Origin of the sequence: Dactylosporangium sp. NPDC005572, assembly GCF_040605515.1 — a bacterium.
GTDB lineage: Bacteria > Actinomycetota > Actinomycetes > Mycobacteriales > Micromonosporaceae > Dactylosporangium.
Genome location: NZ_JBEXCY010000049.1, coordinates 44,519 through 63,948, shown reverse-complemented (window position 1 = coordinate 63,948; position 19,430 = coordinate 44,519). Strand labels below are relative to the sequence as shown.

The following is a 19,430-nucleotide window of genomic DNA, read 5'->3' as shown; positions in this document are numbered from 1 at the left end:
TCAGCCGCCTCACTGTGCCTCCCGCCGCGCCGAGCGCCGCTCGACGACGAAGTAGCCGACGGCGGGTACAGGAGTACCCGGAGCGGCCGGCAGGAGCGATCGAGCTACGGGGTCACGAACACGAACTGGGAGCCCGGTTCCTTCACCACGTCGCCCTCTGCGGAGTTGGTGATCTGGACGTTGGTCAGGGTGGCCTGGCCGCGGGCGCCGCTCATGGCGAGGATCCCGGAGCCGTTGTTGGACTTGTCGATCTTCACGTTGGTGATCTGGGCGGTCATCACGCCGCCGCCGGTCTTGAACTGGATGCCGTCGTAGGTCGAGTCGGAGATGTCGGTGTCGCGGATGATCACGCCCGGGATGTCCTTGCCCTGGGCGAACAGGGTGATCGCGCCGAACTCCTGCTGCTCACCCCAGAAGACGCCGCCGCACCGGTACAGGCCGTTGTTGGCGATCGTCGTCGTGCCCGAGAAGGCCAGCGGGTTGTGGTCCGTGGCCAGCATGATGCCCGGGTAGTTCATCGTGTCGGAGATCAGGTTGTTCTCGATCCCGTTGCCGTAGCCGCCGTAGATGGCGATGCCGTTGGCCCGCCACGGCAGCTGCACCGTGTTGTTCGTGAAGTGGTTGTCGTGGCCGATGTCGACCGCCTGGTCCTTCACGAACGGGTTGGCCCACACCGCGAGCGAGTCGTCGCCGGTGGTACGGAACGACGAGTTGAACACCTTCGAGTTGCGGGTGCCGTTGGAGAAGTTGATGCCATCGGCGAAGGTGTCGCGGATGCGCATGCCGGTGAACTCGAGGTTGTCGCCCGGGTTCCAGTAGGCCGGCGTGTCCGAGTAGTCGCGGCCGACCCAGGCGCCGACGTTGACGTGCTCGATCCACACGTTGCTGATCTTCGTGTTCTTGCCGAACCGGCCGTTGAGGCCGTGGCCGCGGTTGGCCCGGTTCTTGGTGGCGCCGAAGATCGCCAGGTCCGAGATCTGGGCGTTGTCCTCGATCTCGAAGCCGACGTTGCCCTCGTGCGGGTGGTTGATGTTGCCGACGACGTTCTGCGGCTCGGTGTCGGTGTACAGCTCCGTGTGCCACATGCCGGCGCCGCGGATCACGACGTTGCGGATGCCCAGCTGGTTCCACTGGCCGCGGGTCGGGTCCGGGGTGAGGATCTTCTGCTCCTGCCGCCACTTGCCGGCCGGGATCCACACGCAGGAGATGACGCCGTTCTGGTCGTCGGTCACCGCGCGCTGGATCGCCGCGGTGTCGTCGATCCCGTCGTTCGGGACCGCCCCGTAGGCCGTGATCGAGGTGCACCCGGCCGGCTGCGACAGCGCCGGCGCGACCTGCTCCAGGTCGATCAGGTCGAGGTAGTAGAACGACGCGGTGTCGCCGGCGTCGCGCTGCAGCTTGAACCGCGTGCCCGCCGGGTACGAGGTGGGCAGCAGCGCGTGCGACTCGTCGAACAGCCGCCGCGCGTTCGAAGACGGCGAGTTGGACAGCGACTCGGTGTCGTCGGTCGTGCCGTACAGCCAGCTGAACTTCGACGACAGCGTGAGCTTCTGGACGAAGACGTCGTTGGCGTACAGGCTGATCGTGTAGTCCTGGCCGCCGCCGCTCGCCGAGTCGGGCACCGAGTTGCGCACGACGATCGAGTTGGCCTGGTTCGTCGAGGTGACCTGGACGTACTGCCCCTGCGCGCTCAACCGCACCGACGCCCGGCCCGAGGACTCGGTACCGAAGTTGGTGTGGCCGAAGGTCCGCAGCGGGTCGGCGGTGACGAGCTGGCCCGTGTAGGTGCCGGCCTCCGCCTCGTAGGACGTGTACGGCACCGCGGCGCCGCGCCCGACGACGATCGACTGCGACATCGAGTTGTTCGTCTCGCTCGTCTCCGCCACCACGTTGGTCGCGTCGGCGGTGGCGACGATCGTGGCCCCGCCCGCGGTGGCGGTCCAGGTACCGCTGATCGCCACGTTGACCGTCGCACCGGCGGCGATCGAGGCGGTGTTGGTGTTCAGCGTGGTGCTGCCGACCGTCACCCGGGTCACCGTGGTGGCCCCGGAGGCGGTGGTGCCGCGGTTGTTCACCGCGACCGTGAACGACACCGCGGCGCCGGCGGCCGGGCTGGCCGGGTTCGACGTGATGCCGACGACCTGGAGGTCGGGGCCGGGCGCCTGGGCGACGACCAGCTGGGTGGTGGCGGTGAACGTGTTGTTGTCGTTGTTCTGCTCGACGACCGTGTTGGCCGGGTCGACCGTGGCCGCCGCCGCGTAGCTGCCCATCGGGCGCTGGCCGGCGTTGACCGTCACCGTCGTGGAGGCGCCGGCGGCGAGCGCGCCGACGTTGGCCGTGCCGGCCAGCTGGCCGCCGAGGGTCACGTTGACCGTGGTGGCGGGGGATCCGGCGGTACCGATGTTCTGCACCGTGGCGGACAGGGTGATCGCGCTGGTCTCGTTCGGCGACGCCGGCGCCCAGGTGAGGTTGGTGACCTGCAGGTCGGGGTTGGGCGCCATCGTGCCGAACACCTGCAGCTCGGCGACCTGGCCGCCGGGCGCGCCGGTGTTGCTGAAGATCTGCAGCTGCACGTCGGCGGTCCGGGCGGTGACCGGGATCGTGATCGTGTTCTGGTTGCCCGGGCTGAAGTTGTAGTCGGTCCGCGCGACGAGCGAGGTGTAGCCGGTCGCCGACTGCTCCCGCCCGAGCACCTGCATGGCCTGGGTGCGCGCGCCCCACGCCGAGTCCGGGTTGAGCTTCACGACGACCGAGGTGATGTCGGCGTTGGCGCCGAGCTTCAGGGTCAGCGTCCCCGGGAAGCCGTTCGACTCCCAGTAGGTGCCGAGCTGGCCGTCGTTGGCGTTGGGCGCGGTGAACGTGAACACCGACGACGACGCCTCGATCGGCTTGCCGGGCGCCAGGTTGGTGCCCTGCGGCGGGTTGGTGCCGGTGCGGGTGACGGTGTTGCTCGGCGCCGACTCGTTGCCGGCGGCGTCGCGGGCCCGCACGACGTACGCGACGGTCGCGGTGTCGGGCTGGCTGTCGGTGTAGGTCAGCACGCCGCCGGCGACGGTGGTGCGGGCGGTGCCGTTGGCGTAGACCGTGTAGCCGGTGACGCCGACGTTGTCGGTCGACGCCGTCCAGGTGAGCCGGATCTGGCCGGAGGCGGGCTGGGTGTACGCCAGGTTCCCCGGCGCCGACGGCGCCTCGGTGTCCTGACCGGGGCCGCCCGGCCGGTTGACGGTGTTGCTGTTCGGCGACTCGTTGCCGACGGCGTCGCGGGCGCGCACGAAGTACGAGAGCGTCGCGGTCGTCGGCTGGCTCTCGGTGTAGACGAGCGTGTTGCCGGCCACGGTGGTGACGAAGGTGCCGTTGCGGTAGATCGCGTAGGCGGTCACGCCGACGTTGTCGGTCGACGCGGTCCAGGCGAGCCGGATCTGGCCGCTGCTCGGCTCGGTCAGGGTGAGGTTGCCGGGGGCGGTCGGCGCGCTCCCGTCGACGATGCCCGCCCCGTAGACCTCGAACTCGGAGAGCTGGGCGGCCGGGTGACCGGTGTTCGCGGTGACGTTGAGGCGGAGGTACCGCTGCATCGTCCCCGCGAAGTTGATGGTCACCGTGTTCCCGCCGGCCGGGTCGAACACGTAGCCGGTCGAGGCCACGACGTCGGTGAACGAGGTGCCGTTGGTGCTGCCCTGCACGGCGATGGTCTGCGTGCGGGTCGCCCAGGCGGCGGGCGGCGGCAGCTTCAGCACGACGCGGTTGACGCTCTGCGTGACGCCGAGGTCGACCTGGAGCCACTGCGGGAACGCGTTGTTCGCGCTCTCCCAGTAGCTGGACGCGTTGCCGTCGTTCGCGTTCGACGCCGGGAACCCGCCCATGGTGCTGCTGGCCGTCAGTGTCTTGCCCGCGGCCAGGTTCGGCGTGGTGCTGCCGGCGCCGTAGATCTCCAGCTCGCTGAGCTGCGCGGCGGGCCAGCCGGTGTTGGCGGTGATGCTCGCCCGCACGTACCGGACGCTGGTAGCGGTGAAGCCCACCGTGACGGCGTTGCCGGACGACGGGTTGAAGGCGCGGGTCGCCGAGGCCGACAGGTCGCTGAACGAGCTGCCGTTCGTGCTGCCCTGCACGGCGAGGGTCTGGTTGCGGGCGCCCCAGCCGCCGGGCAGCTTCAGCACGACCTGGTCGATGCTCACGGCGGAGCCGAGGTCGACCTGGACCCACTGCGGGAACGCGTTGTTCGGGCTCTCCCAGTACGTGTCCGGGTTGCCGTCGTTGACGTTGGAGGCGCTGTAGACGCCGTTGGTGCCGCTGGCCGTGGCGGGGCGGCCGAGCGCGAGGTTGGGGCCGCCGGCCGCGAAGGCCGGGGGCGCGGACAGGCCGGCCACGATCAGGCCGGCTCCCAGGAAGCCGCTGAGCAGCCGCCAGACGAGTGGTCTGCGTTTCATCGAGTCCTCAGTTCGTGGGGAACAGGGCAGCGTGCATCGCCCCTGGACCCGCGGGGTCGGTGCGGCGCGCCGCACCCGGCTGCGCCGATCAGGCCGATCGGCACGGCGGGGCACGCTGGCGGCGAGGCGCGCGGCGGGGTGGGTACCCCGGGGTCAGGGTGTTCCGGTCGGGTTCCGGCAGGCCGTTGGCGGTGAGCCTGCCGTCAACTTGCACTCCGTTGCGCAGGATTTCTGCGATCCCCTGCCAACTTCTTGCAAGCTTGGTGTTCAAGGTTGCAGATGTATCGTGGTTCGTCAACGGGTCCGCCGCTCGTACCGATGGAACACCCAGGTCAGGGCGGTGAGCGCGATTGCGAAGACGGGCAGCCAGGGCAGGCGGTGCAGGACCCAGGCGCCGTCCGGCCGGTCGAGCAGCCCGGCGGGGCGGCCGGCGGCGAGCGCGGCGAACGTGACGAGCAGCAGCGCCGGCTGGTGCCACAGGAAGATGGACAGCGCGTGGCGGTTCAGCGCGCCGGCGACGGCGGCCGTCGCCGGGGTGTGCCGCAGGCGGCCGCGCAGCATGAGGTACAACCCGATCTGGATCATGACGAGGGACATCGCGGCGAGGGACGGAGGGTCCAGGTTGGAGAAGCGGTCCCCGGGCACGCCGACCGCGCTGGGCGGGTAACCGGCCACGGTCAGCAGCAGCGCGCCGCCCGCCAGGCCGGAGACGGTCAGCAGCGGCCCGTCCCGCGGCCTCAGGCGTTCCTGGGCGAGGGCGATGCCGAGCAGGTACGGCACCGACCACGCCACGGGAACCATCGCCAGGCGCCACCACTCGGGCAGGCCGTCCTCCCGGGACGCGTCGGTGAGAACGACAAACGACAGCGGCAGCAGTACCGCCATCGCGCCCGCCGTGCGGACGAGGAGCCTGAGGGCCGGAGCGGCGGCGGTGAGGACAAGGTACGCGGCGAGGAACCACAGCGGGTGGGTGACCAGCGACTCGACGACGTGCCGGGTGGTGTCCGGGGCGCCGGCGGCCTTGAGGATGCCCAGGGCGGGCAGCCAGACGGCGGCGAGGATCAGCACGGGTACCAGCAGGCGTCGTTTTTCTGGCTTTTGCGGGTTCTTTGACCGGCGGGCGGCAGCGAAGCCGCTCACGAAGAAGAACAGGCCGAGGGTCTGGAAGAGCCAGCTCGCCGGGGCGAGGTACGGCAGGTGGGACAGCGGGCTCTCGCCGTGCAGGGCCGACGTGTCGTACGGGTCGCTGACCACGGCCGACACCAGCCAGTGGCCGAGGACCACGCCGGCGACGGCTACGGCCCGCAGCGCGTCCACCGTCGTGTCCCGGGTCATCGCTGGTCCCCGTTCGCGACGACGCGGGCGACGGCCTCCTGGGTGTCGGTGCCGGGCGCCAGGTAGTGGTCGTGGTCCCGGACGGTCGCGGCCGGGATCAGGCGGGCGCCGAACGCGGGGTCGACCGGCCGGCGGCCGTGTCCGAGGCCGCCGACGCGGATCCCGGGGACGAACCGCATCGGGTCGTGCGGGGACAGCGCCGCCCACACCCTTGCCGTGGTGCCCAGGCCGCGGACGGTCGCGGCGCCCATGCCGGGGCAGCCGAACACGACGAGGTCGGTCACGGTCGGCGGCAGGTTCCGCGCGGCGAGGCCGATGACGGTACCGCCGTAGCTGTGGCCGAGCAGCGCGACCGTCGCTTGTGGACATTGCTGGCCGAGCGCGGTCACGAACCGCTCGAGGGCGGCGGCGCCGGCGCGGGCCAGGTCCTCGCGGAACGCGGAGACGTCGATGCCCTGCGGCGTGTCGTAGCCGAGCCAGGCGACGACCGCTGTTCCCGCGGCCTTGTGCAGGTCGCTGCCCTGGCGGGACGGCGAGCGGTACGGACGGCTCTCGGTGCCACCCGGGCCGCGCCAGAAGTTGTCGGCGCGGTTCCCGGCGCCGGGGACCAGCACCGCGATCCGCCGGGCTGAGTCCAGGTCGCCGAACACCTCGGCGACCCGGCCCCGGCCCCGCGGGTCGAACAGCAGGAACTGCCCGTCGCGGCCCGCGTACGGCGGCCCGGCCGCGTCCATCGCCGCCCTGTTCGCCGCGTACGACCGTTCGTCGATCCGTTCCGCCGGAGGCACCGCGTCGGCCGGCGCCAGCAGCGTTCCCGCGGCGGGCACCAGCGCGACGGTGAGGGCGGTCAGCACGGCACGTCGTCTCATGCGCACCACCGTCCCGATTCCGGACATCCGGCACATCGGGCCGCGGACCGTAGCCCGCGGACGTCCGACCGTGGTCGTACGCCCGTGGTCTGACGCGGCGGGCCGGGCGGCTGGCTAGCATCGGCGCATGGGTCTCTGGCGGGCAGTGGTGGCGTGGACGGGGCTGGTGCTGTCGCCGCTGCTGTTCGTCGGCTGGAGCATGACCGGCAACCCGGCACACTGGCCGTTCGGCCTGCGGTTCATCATGCCGATCGCGGCGCTGGCCGCGCTGGCCGGCGTGCTGCGGCGCCGCCCGTTCGTCGCGCTGGGCATGCTCCTGATCATCACCGCGACCTTCGAGCTGACGTTCCACCCGAGCGACGTCGAGCAGGTCGCCCTGCACAGCGACGTGCGCACGATCCAGACCGTGGCGCTCGACGTGGCCGTCGGCTACATCGCGGCGACCCGCCGCCGCTGGGTGTCCGTCACCACGGCGGTGGTGGTGCTGTGCGCACAGTGGGCGACGGCGGTGGGCTTCCCACTGGGCCCCAACGATCTCAACGACCGCAGCGTCCAGGACGCCCTGGCGATGCTGGCGACGTGGCTCATCGGCAACTCGATCCGCCAGCGCCGGGTGTTCGCCGAGGCCCGCCTGGCGGAGACGGCCCGCGAGGCCGCCCAGGCCGAGCGCCTGCGCATCGCCCGCGAGCTGCACGACCTGATCGCCCACAGCATCGGCGTCATCGCCATGCAGGCCGGCATGGGCCGCCGCGTGATCGACACCCAACCGTCCGAGGCCCGCCAGGCCCTGGCGGTGATCGAGGAGACGGGCCGCGAGACGCTGGCCGCCTTACGCCGCACCCTGGGCACCCTCCGCCGCACCGACCCGGAGGCGGAGGCGCTGCCCCTCGCGCCGGCGCACGGGCTGGCCGACCTGGAGCGGCTGGCGGAGCGTTCGCGGGCCGGCGGGTTCCACATCGAACTGCGCACGGCGGCTCCGGTGGCGCTGCCCGCGGACCTCGACCTGGCCGCGTACCGGATCGTCCAGGAGTCCCTGACCAACGTGACCCGCCACGCCCACGCCACCCGCTGCGACGTGGTCGTGGCCACGGCGGACGGCGCGTTACGGATCGAGGTGACCGACGACGGCCGCGGCGGCCCGATCGCGGAGGGCGGCCACGGCATCGCCGGCATGCGCGAGCGGGTCGCGCTGCTGGGCGGCTCGTTCTCGGCCGCTCCGCGCCCGGGCGGCGGCTTCCGCGTCACGGCCACGATCCCACTCCCGGCCGCCCTACTACCCCCAACTCCCACCGCCGGCCCCACATCCACCACCGGCCGCACGTCCGCTCCCACTCTTGGCCCCGCCCCCGCGTCCTCCACCACCTCCGCAGCCGGTCCTGCCTCCGCCTCCGCGGCCGGTTCCGGTTCCGTCGGTGAGCGCGCGACCGGTGCCGGGGCGGCTGGCGGTTCGGCCCGTGCGCGTGGGGTCGGGGGGCCGCGGTGAGTACGCGGGTTGTGCTCGTCGACGATCAGCCGCTCATCCGGAGTGCGTTGCGGGTGCTCATCGCCGACGCCGAGGATCTTGTCGTCGTCGGGGAGGCCGGCTCCGGGGACGACGCCCTCGTCCTCGTGGCGCGGGAGGCGCCCGACGTTGTCGTGATGGACATCCGGATGCCGGGGATGGACGGGATCGAGGCCACGCGGCGGATCGTTGCCAGTGGGGCCTCAGCTCGGGTGCTGGTGTTGACGACCTTCGATGACGACGAGTACGTCTACGGTGCCCTGCGGGCCGGGGCCAGTGGGTTCGTGGTCAAGGACATGGCGCTCGACGACATCCTTGCCGCCGTTCGTGTGGTCGCGGGAGGGGAGGCGATAGTCGCGCCGCGGGTGACGCGGCTGCTCGTGGCGCACTTCCTGAGTGACGCGCCCGCTCCCGGGCCGCGGCGGGTGCTCGACCAGATCACCGAGCGGGAGCGGGAGGTGTTGACGCTCATCGGGCAGGGGCGGTCCAACCATGAGATCGCCGGCGACCTCCACATCACGGTGGCCACCGTGAAGGCGCACGTCGCCCGGCTGCTCACCAAGCTCGACGCGCGGGACCGGGTGCAGCTGGTGATCATCGCGTTCGAGGGTGGGCTGGTGGCCGTCTGAAGCCGTACTGAGCGGACGGCGCCTGCCGGGCATGGCCCGGGGTGATTCTCTGCGGCCGTTGACAACCGTCGGGGACGCTGCTGCGTGTTGGTTTACGTGAGCATGGACAGCGACCCCTCTGCCGTGGGCCCCGCTTCCGTGGTGCCCACGGTGGTCGACGGGGCCGCGGCCACCGGCCGGCCCGTTGCGGCAGTTGGCGGGCGTGACCAGGAGTTCCTCGAGTTCGTGCGGGTGTCCGGCCGCTATCTGCTGCACACTGCCGTACTGCTGTGCGGCGACCGGGTCCGGGCCGAGGAGCTGGTCCAGGCCACCTACGAGCGCACGTACCGCTCCTGGCGCGTGGCGCGCGAGGCCGACCCGCAGGCGTACGCGCGCCGGGTGCTGGTCAACCTGCGGATCGACGGGTGGCGGCGCACGCGGCGCGAGGTCGTCGTCGACCCGGCCGCCCTGCCCGACCGGGCCGGGCCCGACCCCACAGCCGCCATGGTCGCCCGCAACGCCGTGATCCAGGCTCTTGCCCGGCTGCCGCTCGCGCAGCGGCGGGTCGTGGTGCTGCGCCATCTGCTCGACCTCACCGAGACCGAGGTCGCCCGGGAGCTGGAGATCTCGGTCGGCACGGTCAAGTCCCACCACGCGCGGGGCATCGCGCGGCTGCGCGAGATCTTCACGGAAGCGGAATCGGAAGCGGAAGGGGACCGGTGATGAGCGTCCAGCCGCGCGACGACGACGTCGTCGCCCGCCTCCGGGCCGGCGTCCCGGACTACCCGGAGGCCGGTCCCGACGCCGGGCGTACGCTCGCGGCCGCCCGGCGGTCGCTGCGCCGCAGCCGGCGCCGGCGGGTGCTCGGCAGCGTGGCCGCGGTGCTGGCCGTGCTCGTCGGGCTCACCGCGGCCGGCCCGATCGAGCTGCCCGGCCTCGGCACGTTCGCCATACCCGGCTGGCGCGACATCAACGCGCTCCCGGACCAGGGTGAGCCGCCCGTCTACCCGCGCCAGCGGATGCTCGACGACGTCGCGGAGCTGGACCGTCAGGTGTTGCCGGTGGTCGAGAACCTGGGTCTCACCGGGTACGGCAACGACCGGGGGGCGTGGAACCGTCCGGCCTGCCGCGGGCTGACCTGGTCGCACGGAGCGTTCCTGGACCGCGGCTCGGGGTGCGCGAACCCCGACGACCCCGGGCGGTCGTTCGACGCCGAGAGCGATGCGGCGTTCACCCGGGTATCCCAGGCGATCGAGCACTCCGGCGTGAACGTGTACCGGATCGACAAGGGCGGCTGGGGCCCCGGCACCTCGTTCCATCTCCGCGACGACTCCTGGCGGTGGAACTGGTACTACTCCTACGTTCCCGGCACCCCGGCCGACGCCCCGGCAGAGGTACGGGAGGAGATGTCAATCGGCACCCGGCTCCAGGTCCACGTCAGCGGTGACTGGTGGTTCACCGCGGAGCCCGACGACTGACGACGACCGACACGGACGGCCGGGGCGTGGTTGGATCCCGGGCGTGACACGTGAGGTTGTGCAGCCGCCCAAGGCCCGGGCCGGCGACCGGATCGCCGTCCTGGCACCGTCGGCCGCGGTGGCGGGGGCGTTTCCCGCCGTGCACGAGCAGGCCATGCGGCGGCTGGCCGAGGTCACCGGGCTGCTGCCGGTCGAGTATCCGACCACGCGGCTCGTCGGGGCATCCGCCGAAGCGCGGGCCGCGGACGTCAACGCCGCCTTCGCCGATCCGGGGATTCGCGGCCTGCTCGCCGTTGCCGGGGGCGACGACCAGATCACCGTGGTACCGCACCTCGACGCCGAGCTCGCCCGGGCCGATCCCAAACCCTTCCTCGGTACCAGCGACAACACCAACCTGCACCACTGGCTCTGGGGCAACGGGATCGCGAGCTTCTACGGCGGCTCGTCGCAGGTGCACCTCGGGCCCGGGCCGCGGGTCGACGACGTCCACGCCCGGTCGCTGCGCGCCGCGCTGCTGACCGGCGGGCGGGTCGAGATCACCGATCCCGGTGAGTCGGAGGACATCGGGGTCGACTGGGCCGACCCGCGGGCCCTCGAGTGCTTCGGGGAGCGGGAGGCCACCGAGCCGTGGAGCTGGCACGGGCCGGCGCGGGTCGTGACCGGGAGGACCTGGGGCGGGTGCGTCGAGGTGATCCAGTGGATCCTCACCGCGGGGCGGTTCCCGTTCCCGCCGGGGGCGCTGGACGGCGGTGTGCTCATCATCGAGACGTCGGAGAAGCTGCTGCCCGCGCGGGAGGTGGGGTGGATCGTCCGGGCGCTCGGGGAGCGCGGGCTGCTCGCCGCCGTCGGCGCGGTGCTGGTGGCGCGGCCGCCGGTCTCCGACCACACGCGGCGGCCGGACGCCGGTGAGCGGGCGCGGCTGCGGGCGGCGCAGCGGGACGTCGTGGTCGAGATCGTCGGGCGGTACAACCCGGAGGCCGTGGTCTGTGCCGGGCTGCCGTTCGGGCACACCCGGCCGCAGTGGATCCTGCCGCACGGCGGCAGCGTCACGGTCGACGGGAAACAGCGCCGGGTCTTCGCCGACTACGGGTGACAATGGCGCGCATGGGTGAGCGGGTGGAGGTGGGCGTGCTCGGGCCCGTCGCCGTGCGGGTCGACGGGCGGGAGGCCGTCCTCAGCGGGGTACCGCAGCGAGTGGTGCTGGCCCGCCTCGCGCTCGCTCCGGGGTACACCGTCTCGCCCGGCAGTCTCGTGGACACCCTGTGGCCGGACGGGCCGCCGCGCAACGCCACCGGCAACCTCCAGGCGTATGTCTCGCGGCTGCGGCAGGTGCTCGGAGCCGGGCGGATCGCGCTGGAGCCGGGCGGGTACCGGCTGGCGGGCGACGTCGAGGTCGACACCGACCGGGCCGAGCAGCTTGCCGCGCAGGCCCGCGAGCTCCCGCCGGACGCCGCCGCCAAGGCGTTCGGGACGGTGCTGGAGCTGTGGCGCGGCGAGCCGCTCGCCGACCTGCCCGACCACAGCCGGTTCGAGCCCGACCTGGCGCGGATCGCGGCGCTGCGGCGGCGGATCAGGGTGGAGTGGCTGACCGCGCGACTGGCCGCAGGTGATGCCCAGTGGGTGCTCCCTGATCTGGAGGCCGCGGCCGCCGCGGAGCCGCTGCTGGAGGACGTGCACGTGCTGCTCGCGACGGCGCTGCACCGGGCCGGGCGGACCGCGGAGGGCCTGGAGCGGCTCGCCGCGTACCGGCGCCGGCTCGCGGACGAGCACGGCCTCGACCCCGGGCCGGCGGTGGCCGAGACGACCGCCCGGCTGCTGAGCGCCGAGCCGCCCGGCGACGGCGCCCGCAGGCACGCGCCCGAGAACCGGTTCGTCGGGCGGGACGCCGAGCTGGCCGCCGCGGAGGACGCCCTCGGCGGGCACCGGCTCGTCACACTCACCGGGCCCGGCGGGGTCGGCAAGACCCGGCTGTCGCTCGAGCTGCTCGACCGGATCGGCGCCGGGACCGAGGTCCACCTCGTCGAGCTGCACCTGGTCGGCCGGGCCGAGGACGTGCCGGCGGCGGTGGCGACCGCGGTCGGGCTCCGGGCGCCGGCCGGGCCCGACGCCCTCGTCGGGAACATCGCCGACCGCCTCACGGGACGGCCGGCGCTCCTCGTGCTCGACAACTGCGAGCACGTCAGGGGCCCCGCGCACGAGCTCACGAAGACGCTCCTGGCCCGGTGCCGGTCGCTGCGGGTGCTGGCCACCTCCCGGCAGCGGCTCGGCCTGCCCGGCGAGAAGGTGCTGCGGCTCGGGCCGCTCGCCGACGACGACCAGGTGACGCTGTTCTGCGACCGGGCGGCGCTGCTGCGGGCCGACTTCACGCCCACCCCCGACGTCCGGGAGATCTGCCGGTCGCTCGACGGGCTGCCGCTCGCCGTCGAGCTGGCGGCCAGCCGCGAGGCGGTGTTCGGGCTGCGGCAGCTGCGCGAGCGGCTGGCGGCCGGGCTCGACGTGCTCGAACCGGTGCGCGACGGCGACCGGGCCACGGCCGTCACGGCGACCGTGGAGTGGTCGTACCACCTGCTCGACCCGGCCGCCCGGACGCTCTTCGACCGGCTGTCGGTGTGCCACGGCTTCCCGCTCGACGCCGCCGGGCACTTCGTCGAGCATCCCGAGCCGCTGCTGGCCGACCTCGTGGAGGCGTCGCTCGTCGTCGCGCTGCCGCAGCCGGACGGCACCCGGCGGTACCGGCTGCTGGAGACCATGCGTCGCGTCGGGCTGGGGCACCTGCCCGACCCCGATGCGGCCCGCGTGATGCACGCGTCCTGGATGACCGCGCACGCCGCCCACTGCTACGAGCTGCAGGCGGGCCGGTCGCCGCTCGCCGCGCCGGCGCTCCGGGCCGACCTCGCGAACCTGCGCGAGGCGCTCGCGTTCCTCGTCGACACGGGGCGGTGGGCGCAGGCCGGCCGGATCGGGCTGCCCACGGCGTACGCCATGATGAACCACCCCGACCTGGGGCTCCTCGCGCAGCTCGACCGGCTCGCCATGGTCCCCGACGACGTGCCGGCCGGGGACCGGGCGCGGTGCCTGGCCGCGGCCGGCGCCGCGACCTGGCTGCAGGGCGACGGCACCCGGGCCGAGGGGCTGCTCGCCGGCGCGCTCGGCGGGCTGCCGGCGGACGAGCCGCTGCGCTGGGTGGCGGGGTACTTCCTGATGGTCACCCACATGTTCGACGGCGCGTCCGAGGCCGTGCAGCGCGACGTCGACGCGCTGCTCACCGAGCCGCACCTGCCGGAGGTCGCCGCGGCCAACGCGGTCTGCTGCGGGGCGCTGACCCACCTGTACAACGGCGACCCGGCCGCGGCGCAGGCCCGGCTGGCCGCCCACGCGGCGCTCGTCGACCGGGTCGGTGCGCTCGACGGGTTCGTCGCCTACACGCACGGCGAGCTGGCCGCCGCGACCGACCCGCAGACCGCGCTGGAGTGGTTCGCCAGGGCCACCCGGCGCGCGGAGGGCCACGGCCACCGGTACACCCAGGAGATCGCGGCGATCGGCCGGGCGGCGGTGCTCATCCGGCTGCGCCGCACGGACGACGCGGTGCTCGCCTGCCGCGACACCCTGGAGAGCCTGCGGCAGACCGGGATGTGGCCGCAGCTGTGGGTGCTGCTGCGGCTCACCGCCGAGCTGCTGCTCGACCTCGGCGACGCGGCGAGCGCGGCCCGCCTCCTGGCTTCGGCCGACGTCGATCCTTTGGCGCCGGCGGTACTGCCACCGGAGCGCCTGCACCAGGAGGAACTCTGGTCGGCGATCGGCGAGCAGGCGCCGCGGGCGCCGCTGCCGCGCACGGAGGCGGTCGCGCTTGCCCTGGACGTGCTGGCGGCGGCAAGCGCGCAGTCAGCGACCGGCAGGCGCGGCGCCGCAGGCTTGCCGCATGACAACTCCTGACCTTGACCTCGAGGCGGTCCAGGCCTTCGCCGGCCGCCTGCAGCAGGACCTGGCCGGCGCCGCCACGACCTCGATGGTGGTGGCGGGCGACCGCCTCGGGCTGTACCGCGCGCTCGCCGCCGCCGGCCCGGTCACCGCCGACAAGCTGGCCGCGCAGACCGGCCTCAACCCGCGGCTCGTCCGCGAGTGGCTCGCCGTGCAGGCGGTCGCGTCGTACGTCCGGTACGACCCGGCAGCCGGCACCTACGAGCTGCCGGCCGAGCACGCGATGGTGCTCTCGGTCCCCGAGTCGCCGGCCTACCTGGTCGGCGCCGCCGAGATCGTGGCCGGGCAGTTCCTCATCCTCGACCGCCTGGAGGCCGCGATGCGCGGCGACGGCGGCATCGGCTACGGCGAGTACCCGCACTCGGTGCACCACGGCATCGAGCGGTTCTTCCACACGGCGTACCGCCACCAGCTCGCCCAGGTCTGGGTCCCGGCGGTCGACGGCCTGACCGCGCTGCTGGAGGCCGGCGCCCGGGTCGCCGACATCGGCTGCGGCCACGGCGCGGCGACGCTGCTCATGGCCCAGGCGTGGCCGGCGTCGAGCTTCGACGGCTTCGACTTCCACGCCCCGTCGGTCGTCACGGCCCGCGCCCGCGCCGTCGAGGCCGGCAACCCGCCGAACGTGACCTTCCAGGTCGGCGACGCGACCGCCGCCGGCACGCTCGGCGCGTACGACGTGGTGTTCTTCTTCGACGCCCTGCACGACCTGGGCGACCCGCTCGCGGCGCTGGTGCACGCCCGTTCGCTGCTGCGCCCCGGCGGCATCCTGGTGGCGGTCGAGCCGTGGTCGGTCGACCGCCTGGAGGACGGGATCGGGAACCCGCAGCTGGTGCTCGCGTACGGCTCGTCGGTGTCCCTCTGCACGCCGAACTCCCTCGCCCAGCCCGGCGCGTACGGCCTGGGCACGGCCGGCGGCCCGGCCCACCGCGTGCGCCTGCTGGAGGAGGCCGGCTTCGCGGACGCGCGGGTGGCCGCGGACACGGGCTTCAACCTGGTCCTCGCCGCGACCCGCTGACCTCGCCCGGTGCGTCGCACCGGCCGTGCCGCATCAGCAGCGATGCGTCAGGGCCGGTGCGCCGCCGGGGCGTCCGTCTCCGCGGCGACGATCGCCGTGAACGCCTCGAGCGCTGCCACGTCACCGTAGGGCCGCAGGACGTACGCCTCGGCCCAGCCGGCGGCATCCGGATAACCACTGTCGACGATCCGCTGCGCGGCGGCATGGACGTCGTACGCCGTCCGCCGCAGCTCGACGGCCGGTCCGAGGACGGCCCAGTAGGCACCGGGAGGCCCGTATGCCATGCCGACGCTGCCCGGGTTGACCACCCGGCGCCGGTCGACCAGACGATCGAACGGCATGTGGGTGTGCCCGCAGACGACGACCTGCTCGGTCACGCCCCGCAGCACCTGCTCCCAGCGCGCGATCGGCGAGTCGACGAGGACGAACTCGTCGTCCCGCCGGGGCGTGGCATGACAGAACAGGGCGGGCCCCAGACCGTCGATGTCGAGCGTGACGGTCATCGGCAGGGCGGTCATCAGGTCGCGGTGCCGCTGGTCGAGCAGCGGGACACACGCCGCCACGGTGTCGCCGGCCGGCCCGGGCAGCACCTCGCCGTCGAGCCCGGCAAGGAGTTCCCGCTCACCGTTGCCGTGGATCCAGATCGCCTTGTCTCCGAGGGAAGCCAGGAGGTCGAGGGTCTGCGCGGGCATCGGCCCACCGGCGATGTCGCCCAGCAGCACGACGTGGTCCACCCCGCTGTCCTCGACCTCACGGAGGACGGCTTCGAGGGCCGGGAGGTTTCCATGGATGTCGGCAAGCACCGCAACTCGCATCCTCCCAGCCTCCGCCACGCACGCGGCCCCCGCAGCCCCGCCGGCTGCGCTGCCGGCGAACAGCCGCCGCGGTCACCGTCGGGCCTGGCCAGGGGCGGGCCCGTGGAGGCGGCGGAAGATCACGCCTTTATGGTGTACCGATGGCGTCGGTCAAGCAGGTCCAGGTCACCTTCGACTGTGCGGAGCCGGAGCGTGTCGCTCGGTTCTGGTGCGAGGTGCTGGGGTACGTCGTGCCGCCGCCACCGGAGGGGTTCGCCACCTGGGGCGACTACGATCGCACGCTGCCGGCGGAGCGTCAGGGTGCGTCGTTCGCGTGCGGTGATCCCTCGGGGGTGGGTCCGCGGCTGTACTTCCAGCGCGTTCCCGAAGGCAAGGTCGTCAAGAACCGGGTGCATCTCGACGTGCGGGTCGGCACCGGGCTGGTCGGTGCGGAGCGGGTGGCCGCGCTCGAGGCCGAGTGCGCACGGCTGGTCGCGCTCGGCGCGGCACGCGTGCGGCTCCTGGTTGCCGACGAGTTCAACGAGTCGTGCCTGGTGATGCAGGACGTCGAGGGCAACGAGTTCTGTCTCGACTGAGCGGCCGCGAACGTCGCACCGCGGCGCGACCGGCGTCAGCAGCGGGAGCCGGCGAACGCCGCCGATGGGGTGTCCGTGGCCGGTGACTCGGCCGCCGGTGAGTCGGCGACCAGGGTCGATGGGGCAGTGGACGGCGGGGCCGCCGACGATGCGGCCGGCTTCGGGGAGGCCGCCGTGGTCTTCGGGGCCACCGTGCCGCCGCCCGTGGCGCCCGGGCGCTGGACCGTGCCCGGGGTCAGGGTGACGCCCGTCAGCGTCGTGCGGCGGCCGGCCGAATCGGTGACGCGGACCGTGAACGGGCCGGGGCCGGCGCCGTTCTGGGCGATCCAGTAGTTGTACTCCGTGTGGGTCAGCGCCTTCCAGGCGCCGGACTGCTGGAGCTCCACAGTGGACGTCGGGTTGCCCACGTTGTCCAGCCGCAGCGCCAGCCAGTAGCGGGACGAGCCCTCCTTCACGCGGACCGACATCGGGCCGGGTACCGAGGCGCTCGTGACCGGGGTGTACGTCACCTTGATCACGCCCGCGCTCACGTCGCCGATCTTGGCGAACGCCTGCTTGCTCAGGTCGATGTGGCCGGCCGGGCACTCCGGGCAGCGGTCGGTGACCTTGACCCGCACCGTGCCCTTCGGGCCCTTCACGTCCAGGTAACCGCCGCAGGCGGCGCCGGCCTTGTACTCCGCGTTGCCCAGCGCGACGACGAGGGGGTTGGACACCTGGTCGAACGAGCAGTTGCCGCCGCCGTCGGCCGCGTAGTAGGTGGCCTGGCCCGTCGTCGCCGCCGCGGCCGCGCACGCGGCACCCGAGGACTGCGCGACCAGCGCGACGGTTGCCGTCGCGGCCACCACGGCGCCCGCGCCGGCGATCAGCCAGGTGCGCCGCAGTCGCCACCAGGGCGTGGGTTCCACAGAGTCCAGCACGGGCCGGATCGTAACGAAGACGGCGGGCAGCGCACGCCGACCAAAGCAACGCTTAAGACTCGCCTTACTTGCGGCCGGTGCCCGACGCCAGGATCGGCTGGTCGCGCCACGCCTCCAGGCTCGCCACATTCTCCGGGGCGCGCTGGCAGATGACGTACCGCCGGGGCGTCATCGCCGCGTGCCGGCCGGGCAGGCGGGCGAGGCAGCGGCGGTGCACCTCGGCCGGGGTCGACACGTCGCCGGCGACGTAGGCGACGAGCGGGTCGCCGGCCGCGTCGGCGAAGACGCGGGAGACGGCCGGGGCGAGCGCCTCGTCGAGCAGGCACTGGATGTCGGCCAGGTCGACCCAGCAGTTGTCGACGAGCAGCCATCCCGGCGGGCGCTCGATCGGCGCCAGGCCGGTGACCGTCACCGCGGCATCGTGGCCGAGGTCGCCGTCCGCGGCCGCGACCAGCAGGCGCTCCAGGGCCAGCAGCAGGTCGCGGGCCTCGTCGGGGGTGACCCGGCCGGTGTCGCCGCTCCACACGCGGGCGACCAGCGCGCCCTCGACCCGGCCGAGGTCGAAGCGGAGCAGGATGTCGGTCGGCGGGAGGTCGGCCCACTCCAGGTGGGTTTCGGCAGCGGTACCGGAGTACGGCACGGGATCGAAGCCGCGCGTGTCGACGACGACGCTGTTGAACAGCGGCTCGAACGACGGCGCGACGCCCCGCTCGGTCGCGACCCAGGCGGCGTGGTCGTGCTGGCGGTACACGTCGTACGCCCCGTGCAGGCCGGCCTGCAGGACGGCGCCGAAGCAGCGGCGCACGAGCTCGTCGAAGCCGGCGTCGCCGACCTCGACGGAGACGTAGGTCGACTGGGCGAGCGTGCCGACGTACCGCTGGAGGCTCGACTCGAAGCGGTTCGCCGACAGCATGACGAACTGGCAGGTGCCGTAGCCGGTGCGGTGCGACAGCAGGACGCTCAGCGCCGCGAGCACGATGGTGGGCCGGCTGACCTGGGTGCGCGCGGCGATCCGGTCGAGGGCTCGGGCGGCCCTCTCCGACGTCATGCCGCAGGCGCCCGAGCCGGTGGCGTGGTGCACCCGCGGCTTCGCGTAGAGGTGGACCGGCGCGGCGGCGAGATGGCGGCTCCAGTACCGCAGCGCCTGGTCGAGGCGGCGCCGCTTGCCCGGCTGGCGCTCCACGGTGGCCCGGTCGAGCGGCTGCTGGCGGGCCTCGCCGAGGACCCGGGCCTTCGGCTCGCGGATCATCTCGGCGAACTCGTGGTCGAGCACCACCAGGGCCTGGAAGTCGACGGCCAGGTGCGAGTAGACGGCGACCGCCGTCAGCACGATGCCGTGGCGGATCGCGACGGCCAGGCGCACCGGCGGGTCCACCTTCACGTCGAGCGGCTCGGCGCGGGTCAGCTCGACGATCCGGGCGGCGACGCGCTCGGCGGGCTCGCCGTCGCCGGCCTCGTAGACGGCCATCTGCAGCTCGCCGGCGGTGAGCACGCGCTGCTCGCCCGGCTCCCCCGGCACGTACCGGCTGCGCAGGCCCTCGTGGCGGCACAGCAGCACGCCGAAGCACTCGGCGACGTCGGCGACCCGGGTCCCGGGCGGGATGCCGAAGACCTGGTCGAGCAGCGCGGCCGGGGCGTGCGGCGCGTCGGCCAGCCACCGGGCGATGTTGAGCTGACCGACGGTCAGCGGACCGGTCGCGGCCCGCCAGCCCTGGAACCGCACGGGGACGGAGACCAGGCGGGTCAGCGGGACGAGGGGCTGCTCGGTAGGTGACGGGACCGGCACGCATCGATCATGCTGGCTGCCATGGACGGCTGTCATCACCGTTCAGGCCACCCCGAATTGGCCACCCGGCTGGTGCTTTGCGAAAATGAGACATTTCCCGACAGTAATTGAAAGTTTCACGATTTCCGT

14 protein-coding genes are annotated in these 19,430 nt (G+C 73.4%); 8 read left to right on the top strand and 6 right to left on the bottom strand.

Features of this window, described 5'->3' with window-relative positions; genetic code table 11:
• Positions 1-104 precede the first annotated feature (104 nt).
• The 3 genes from ABZS66_RS23950 to ABZS66_RS23940 all read right to left on the bottom strand — a co-directional run bounded on the left by ABZS66_RS23950 (position 105) and on the right by ABZS66_RS23940 (position 6,628).
• Complete coding sequence (locus ABZS66_RS23950; RefSeq protein ID WP_354761127.1) at positions 105-4,424, bottom strand: discoidin domain-containing protein; 4,320 nt, start codon at positions 4,422-4,424, stop codon at positions 105-107.
• A gap of 294 nt (positions 4,425-4,718) precedes the next feature.
• Complete coding sequence (locus ABZS66_RS23945) at positions 4,719-5,759, bottom strand: acyltransferase (RefSeq protein WP_354761125.1); 1,041 nt, start codon at positions 5,757-5,759, stop codon at positions 4,719-4,721.
• Positions 5,756-6,628: an alpha/beta hydrolase gene (locus ABZS66_RS23940; protein WP_354761123.1), complete on the bottom strand. Its 873-nt coding sequence runs from the start codon at positions 6,626-6,628 to the stop codon at positions 5,756-5,758. The genes ABZS66_RS23945 and ABZS66_RS23940 overlap by 4 nt, the downstream gene beginning before the upstream one ends.
• 127 nt (positions 6,629-6,755) lie before the next feature.
• Between ABZS66_RS23940 and ABZS66_RS23935 the strand changes: the two genes are divergently transcribed.
• From ABZS66_RS23935 to ABZS66_RS23905, 7 genes are all read left to right on the top strand, one after another.
• Entirely contained in the window at positions 6,756-8,111 is a 1,356-nt protein-coding gene (locus ABZS66_RS23935) for a sensor histidine kinase (RefSeq protein ID WP_354761121.1), read from the top strand.
• Complete coding sequence (locus tag ABZS66_RS23930; RefSeq protein WP_354761119.1) at positions 8,108-8,758, top strand: response regulator transcription factor; 651 nt, start codon at positions 8,108-8,110, stop codon at positions 8,756-8,758. The genes ABZS66_RS23935 and ABZS66_RS23930 overlap by 4 nt, the downstream gene beginning before the upstream one ends.
• A gap of 84 nt (positions 8,759-8,842) precedes the next feature.
• Positions 8,843-9,460 (top strand): SigE family RNA polymerase sigma factor, encoded by a 618-nt coding sequence (locus ABZS66_RS23925; protein WP_354761117.1) that lies wholly within the window; start codon positions 8,843-8,845, stop codon positions 9,458-9,460.
• Positions 9,460-10,215 carry a hypothetical protein gene (locus ABZS66_RS23920; protein ID WP_354761115.1) on the top strand — a complete coding sequence of 252 codons (756 nt, stop codon included), beginning with the start codon at positions 9,460-9,462 and terminating at the stop codon, positions 10,213-10,215. The genes ABZS66_RS23925 and ABZS66_RS23920 overlap by 1 nt, the downstream gene beginning before the upstream one ends.
• A 100-nt stretch (positions 10,216-10,315) precedes the next feature.
• Positions 10,316-11,308 carry an LD-carboxypeptidase gene (locus ABZS66_RS23915; RefSeq protein WP_354761131.1) on the top strand — a complete coding sequence of 331 codons (993 nt, stop codon included), beginning with the start codon at positions 10,316-10,318 and terminating at the stop codon, positions 11,306-11,308.
• An 11-nt stretch (positions 11,309-11,319) separates the two neighbouring features.
• Positions 11,320-14,148, top strand: a complete 2,829-nt coding sequence (locus tag ABZS66_RS23910; protein ID WP_354761113.1) for a BTAD domain-containing putative transcriptional regulator — start codon at positions 11,320-11,322, stop codon at positions 14,146-14,148.
• Complete coding sequence (locus ABZS66_RS23905) at positions 14,135-15,208, top strand: class I SAM-dependent methyltransferase (protein WP_354761111.1); 1,074 nt, start codon at positions 14,135-14,137, stop codon at positions 15,206-15,208. The genes ABZS66_RS23910 and ABZS66_RS23905 overlap by 14 nt, the downstream gene beginning before the upstream one ends.
• 47 nt (positions 15,209-15,255) lie before the next feature.
• Here the strand turns inward: ABZS66_RS23905 and ABZS66_RS23900 are convergent, their stop codons facing one another.
• On the bottom strand, positions 15,256-16,023 hold the full coding sequence (locus ABZS66_RS23900) for a metallophosphoesterase family protein (RefSeq protein ID WP_354761109.1): 768 nt from the start codon (positions 16,021-16,023) through the stop codon (positions 15,256-15,258).
• Between the two features lie 140 nt (positions 16,024-16,163).
• Between ABZS66_RS23900 and ABZS66_RS23895 the strand changes: the two genes are divergently transcribed.
• Positions 16,164-16,598, top strand: a complete 435-nt coding sequence (locus tag ABZS66_RS23895) for a VOC family protein (RefSeq protein WP_354761107.1) — start codon at positions 16,164-16,166, stop codon at positions 16,596-16,598.
• Positions 16,599-16,633: 35 nt separating this feature from the next.
• Here the strand turns inward: ABZS66_RS23895 and ABZS66_RS23890 are convergent, their stop codons facing one another.
• Both ABZS66_RS23890 and ABZS66_RS23885 read right to left on the bottom strand, forming a co-directional pair.
• Positions 16,634-17,515 carry an expansin EXLX1 family cellulose-binding protein gene (locus tag ABZS66_RS23890; RefSeq protein ID WP_354761105.1) on the bottom strand — a complete coding sequence of 294 codons (882 nt, stop codon included), beginning with the start codon at positions 17,513-17,515 and terminating at the stop codon, positions 16,634-16,636.
• A gap of 64 nt (positions 17,516-17,579) precedes the next feature.
• The gene (locus ABZS66_RS23885) at positions 17,580-19,301 is read right to left on the bottom strand and encodes a condensation domain-containing protein (protein WP_354761103.1); all 1,722 of its coding nucleotides are present in this window, start codon (positions 19,299-19,301) and stop codon (positions 17,580-17,582) included.
• Positions 19,302-19,430 lie beyond the last annotated feature (129 nt).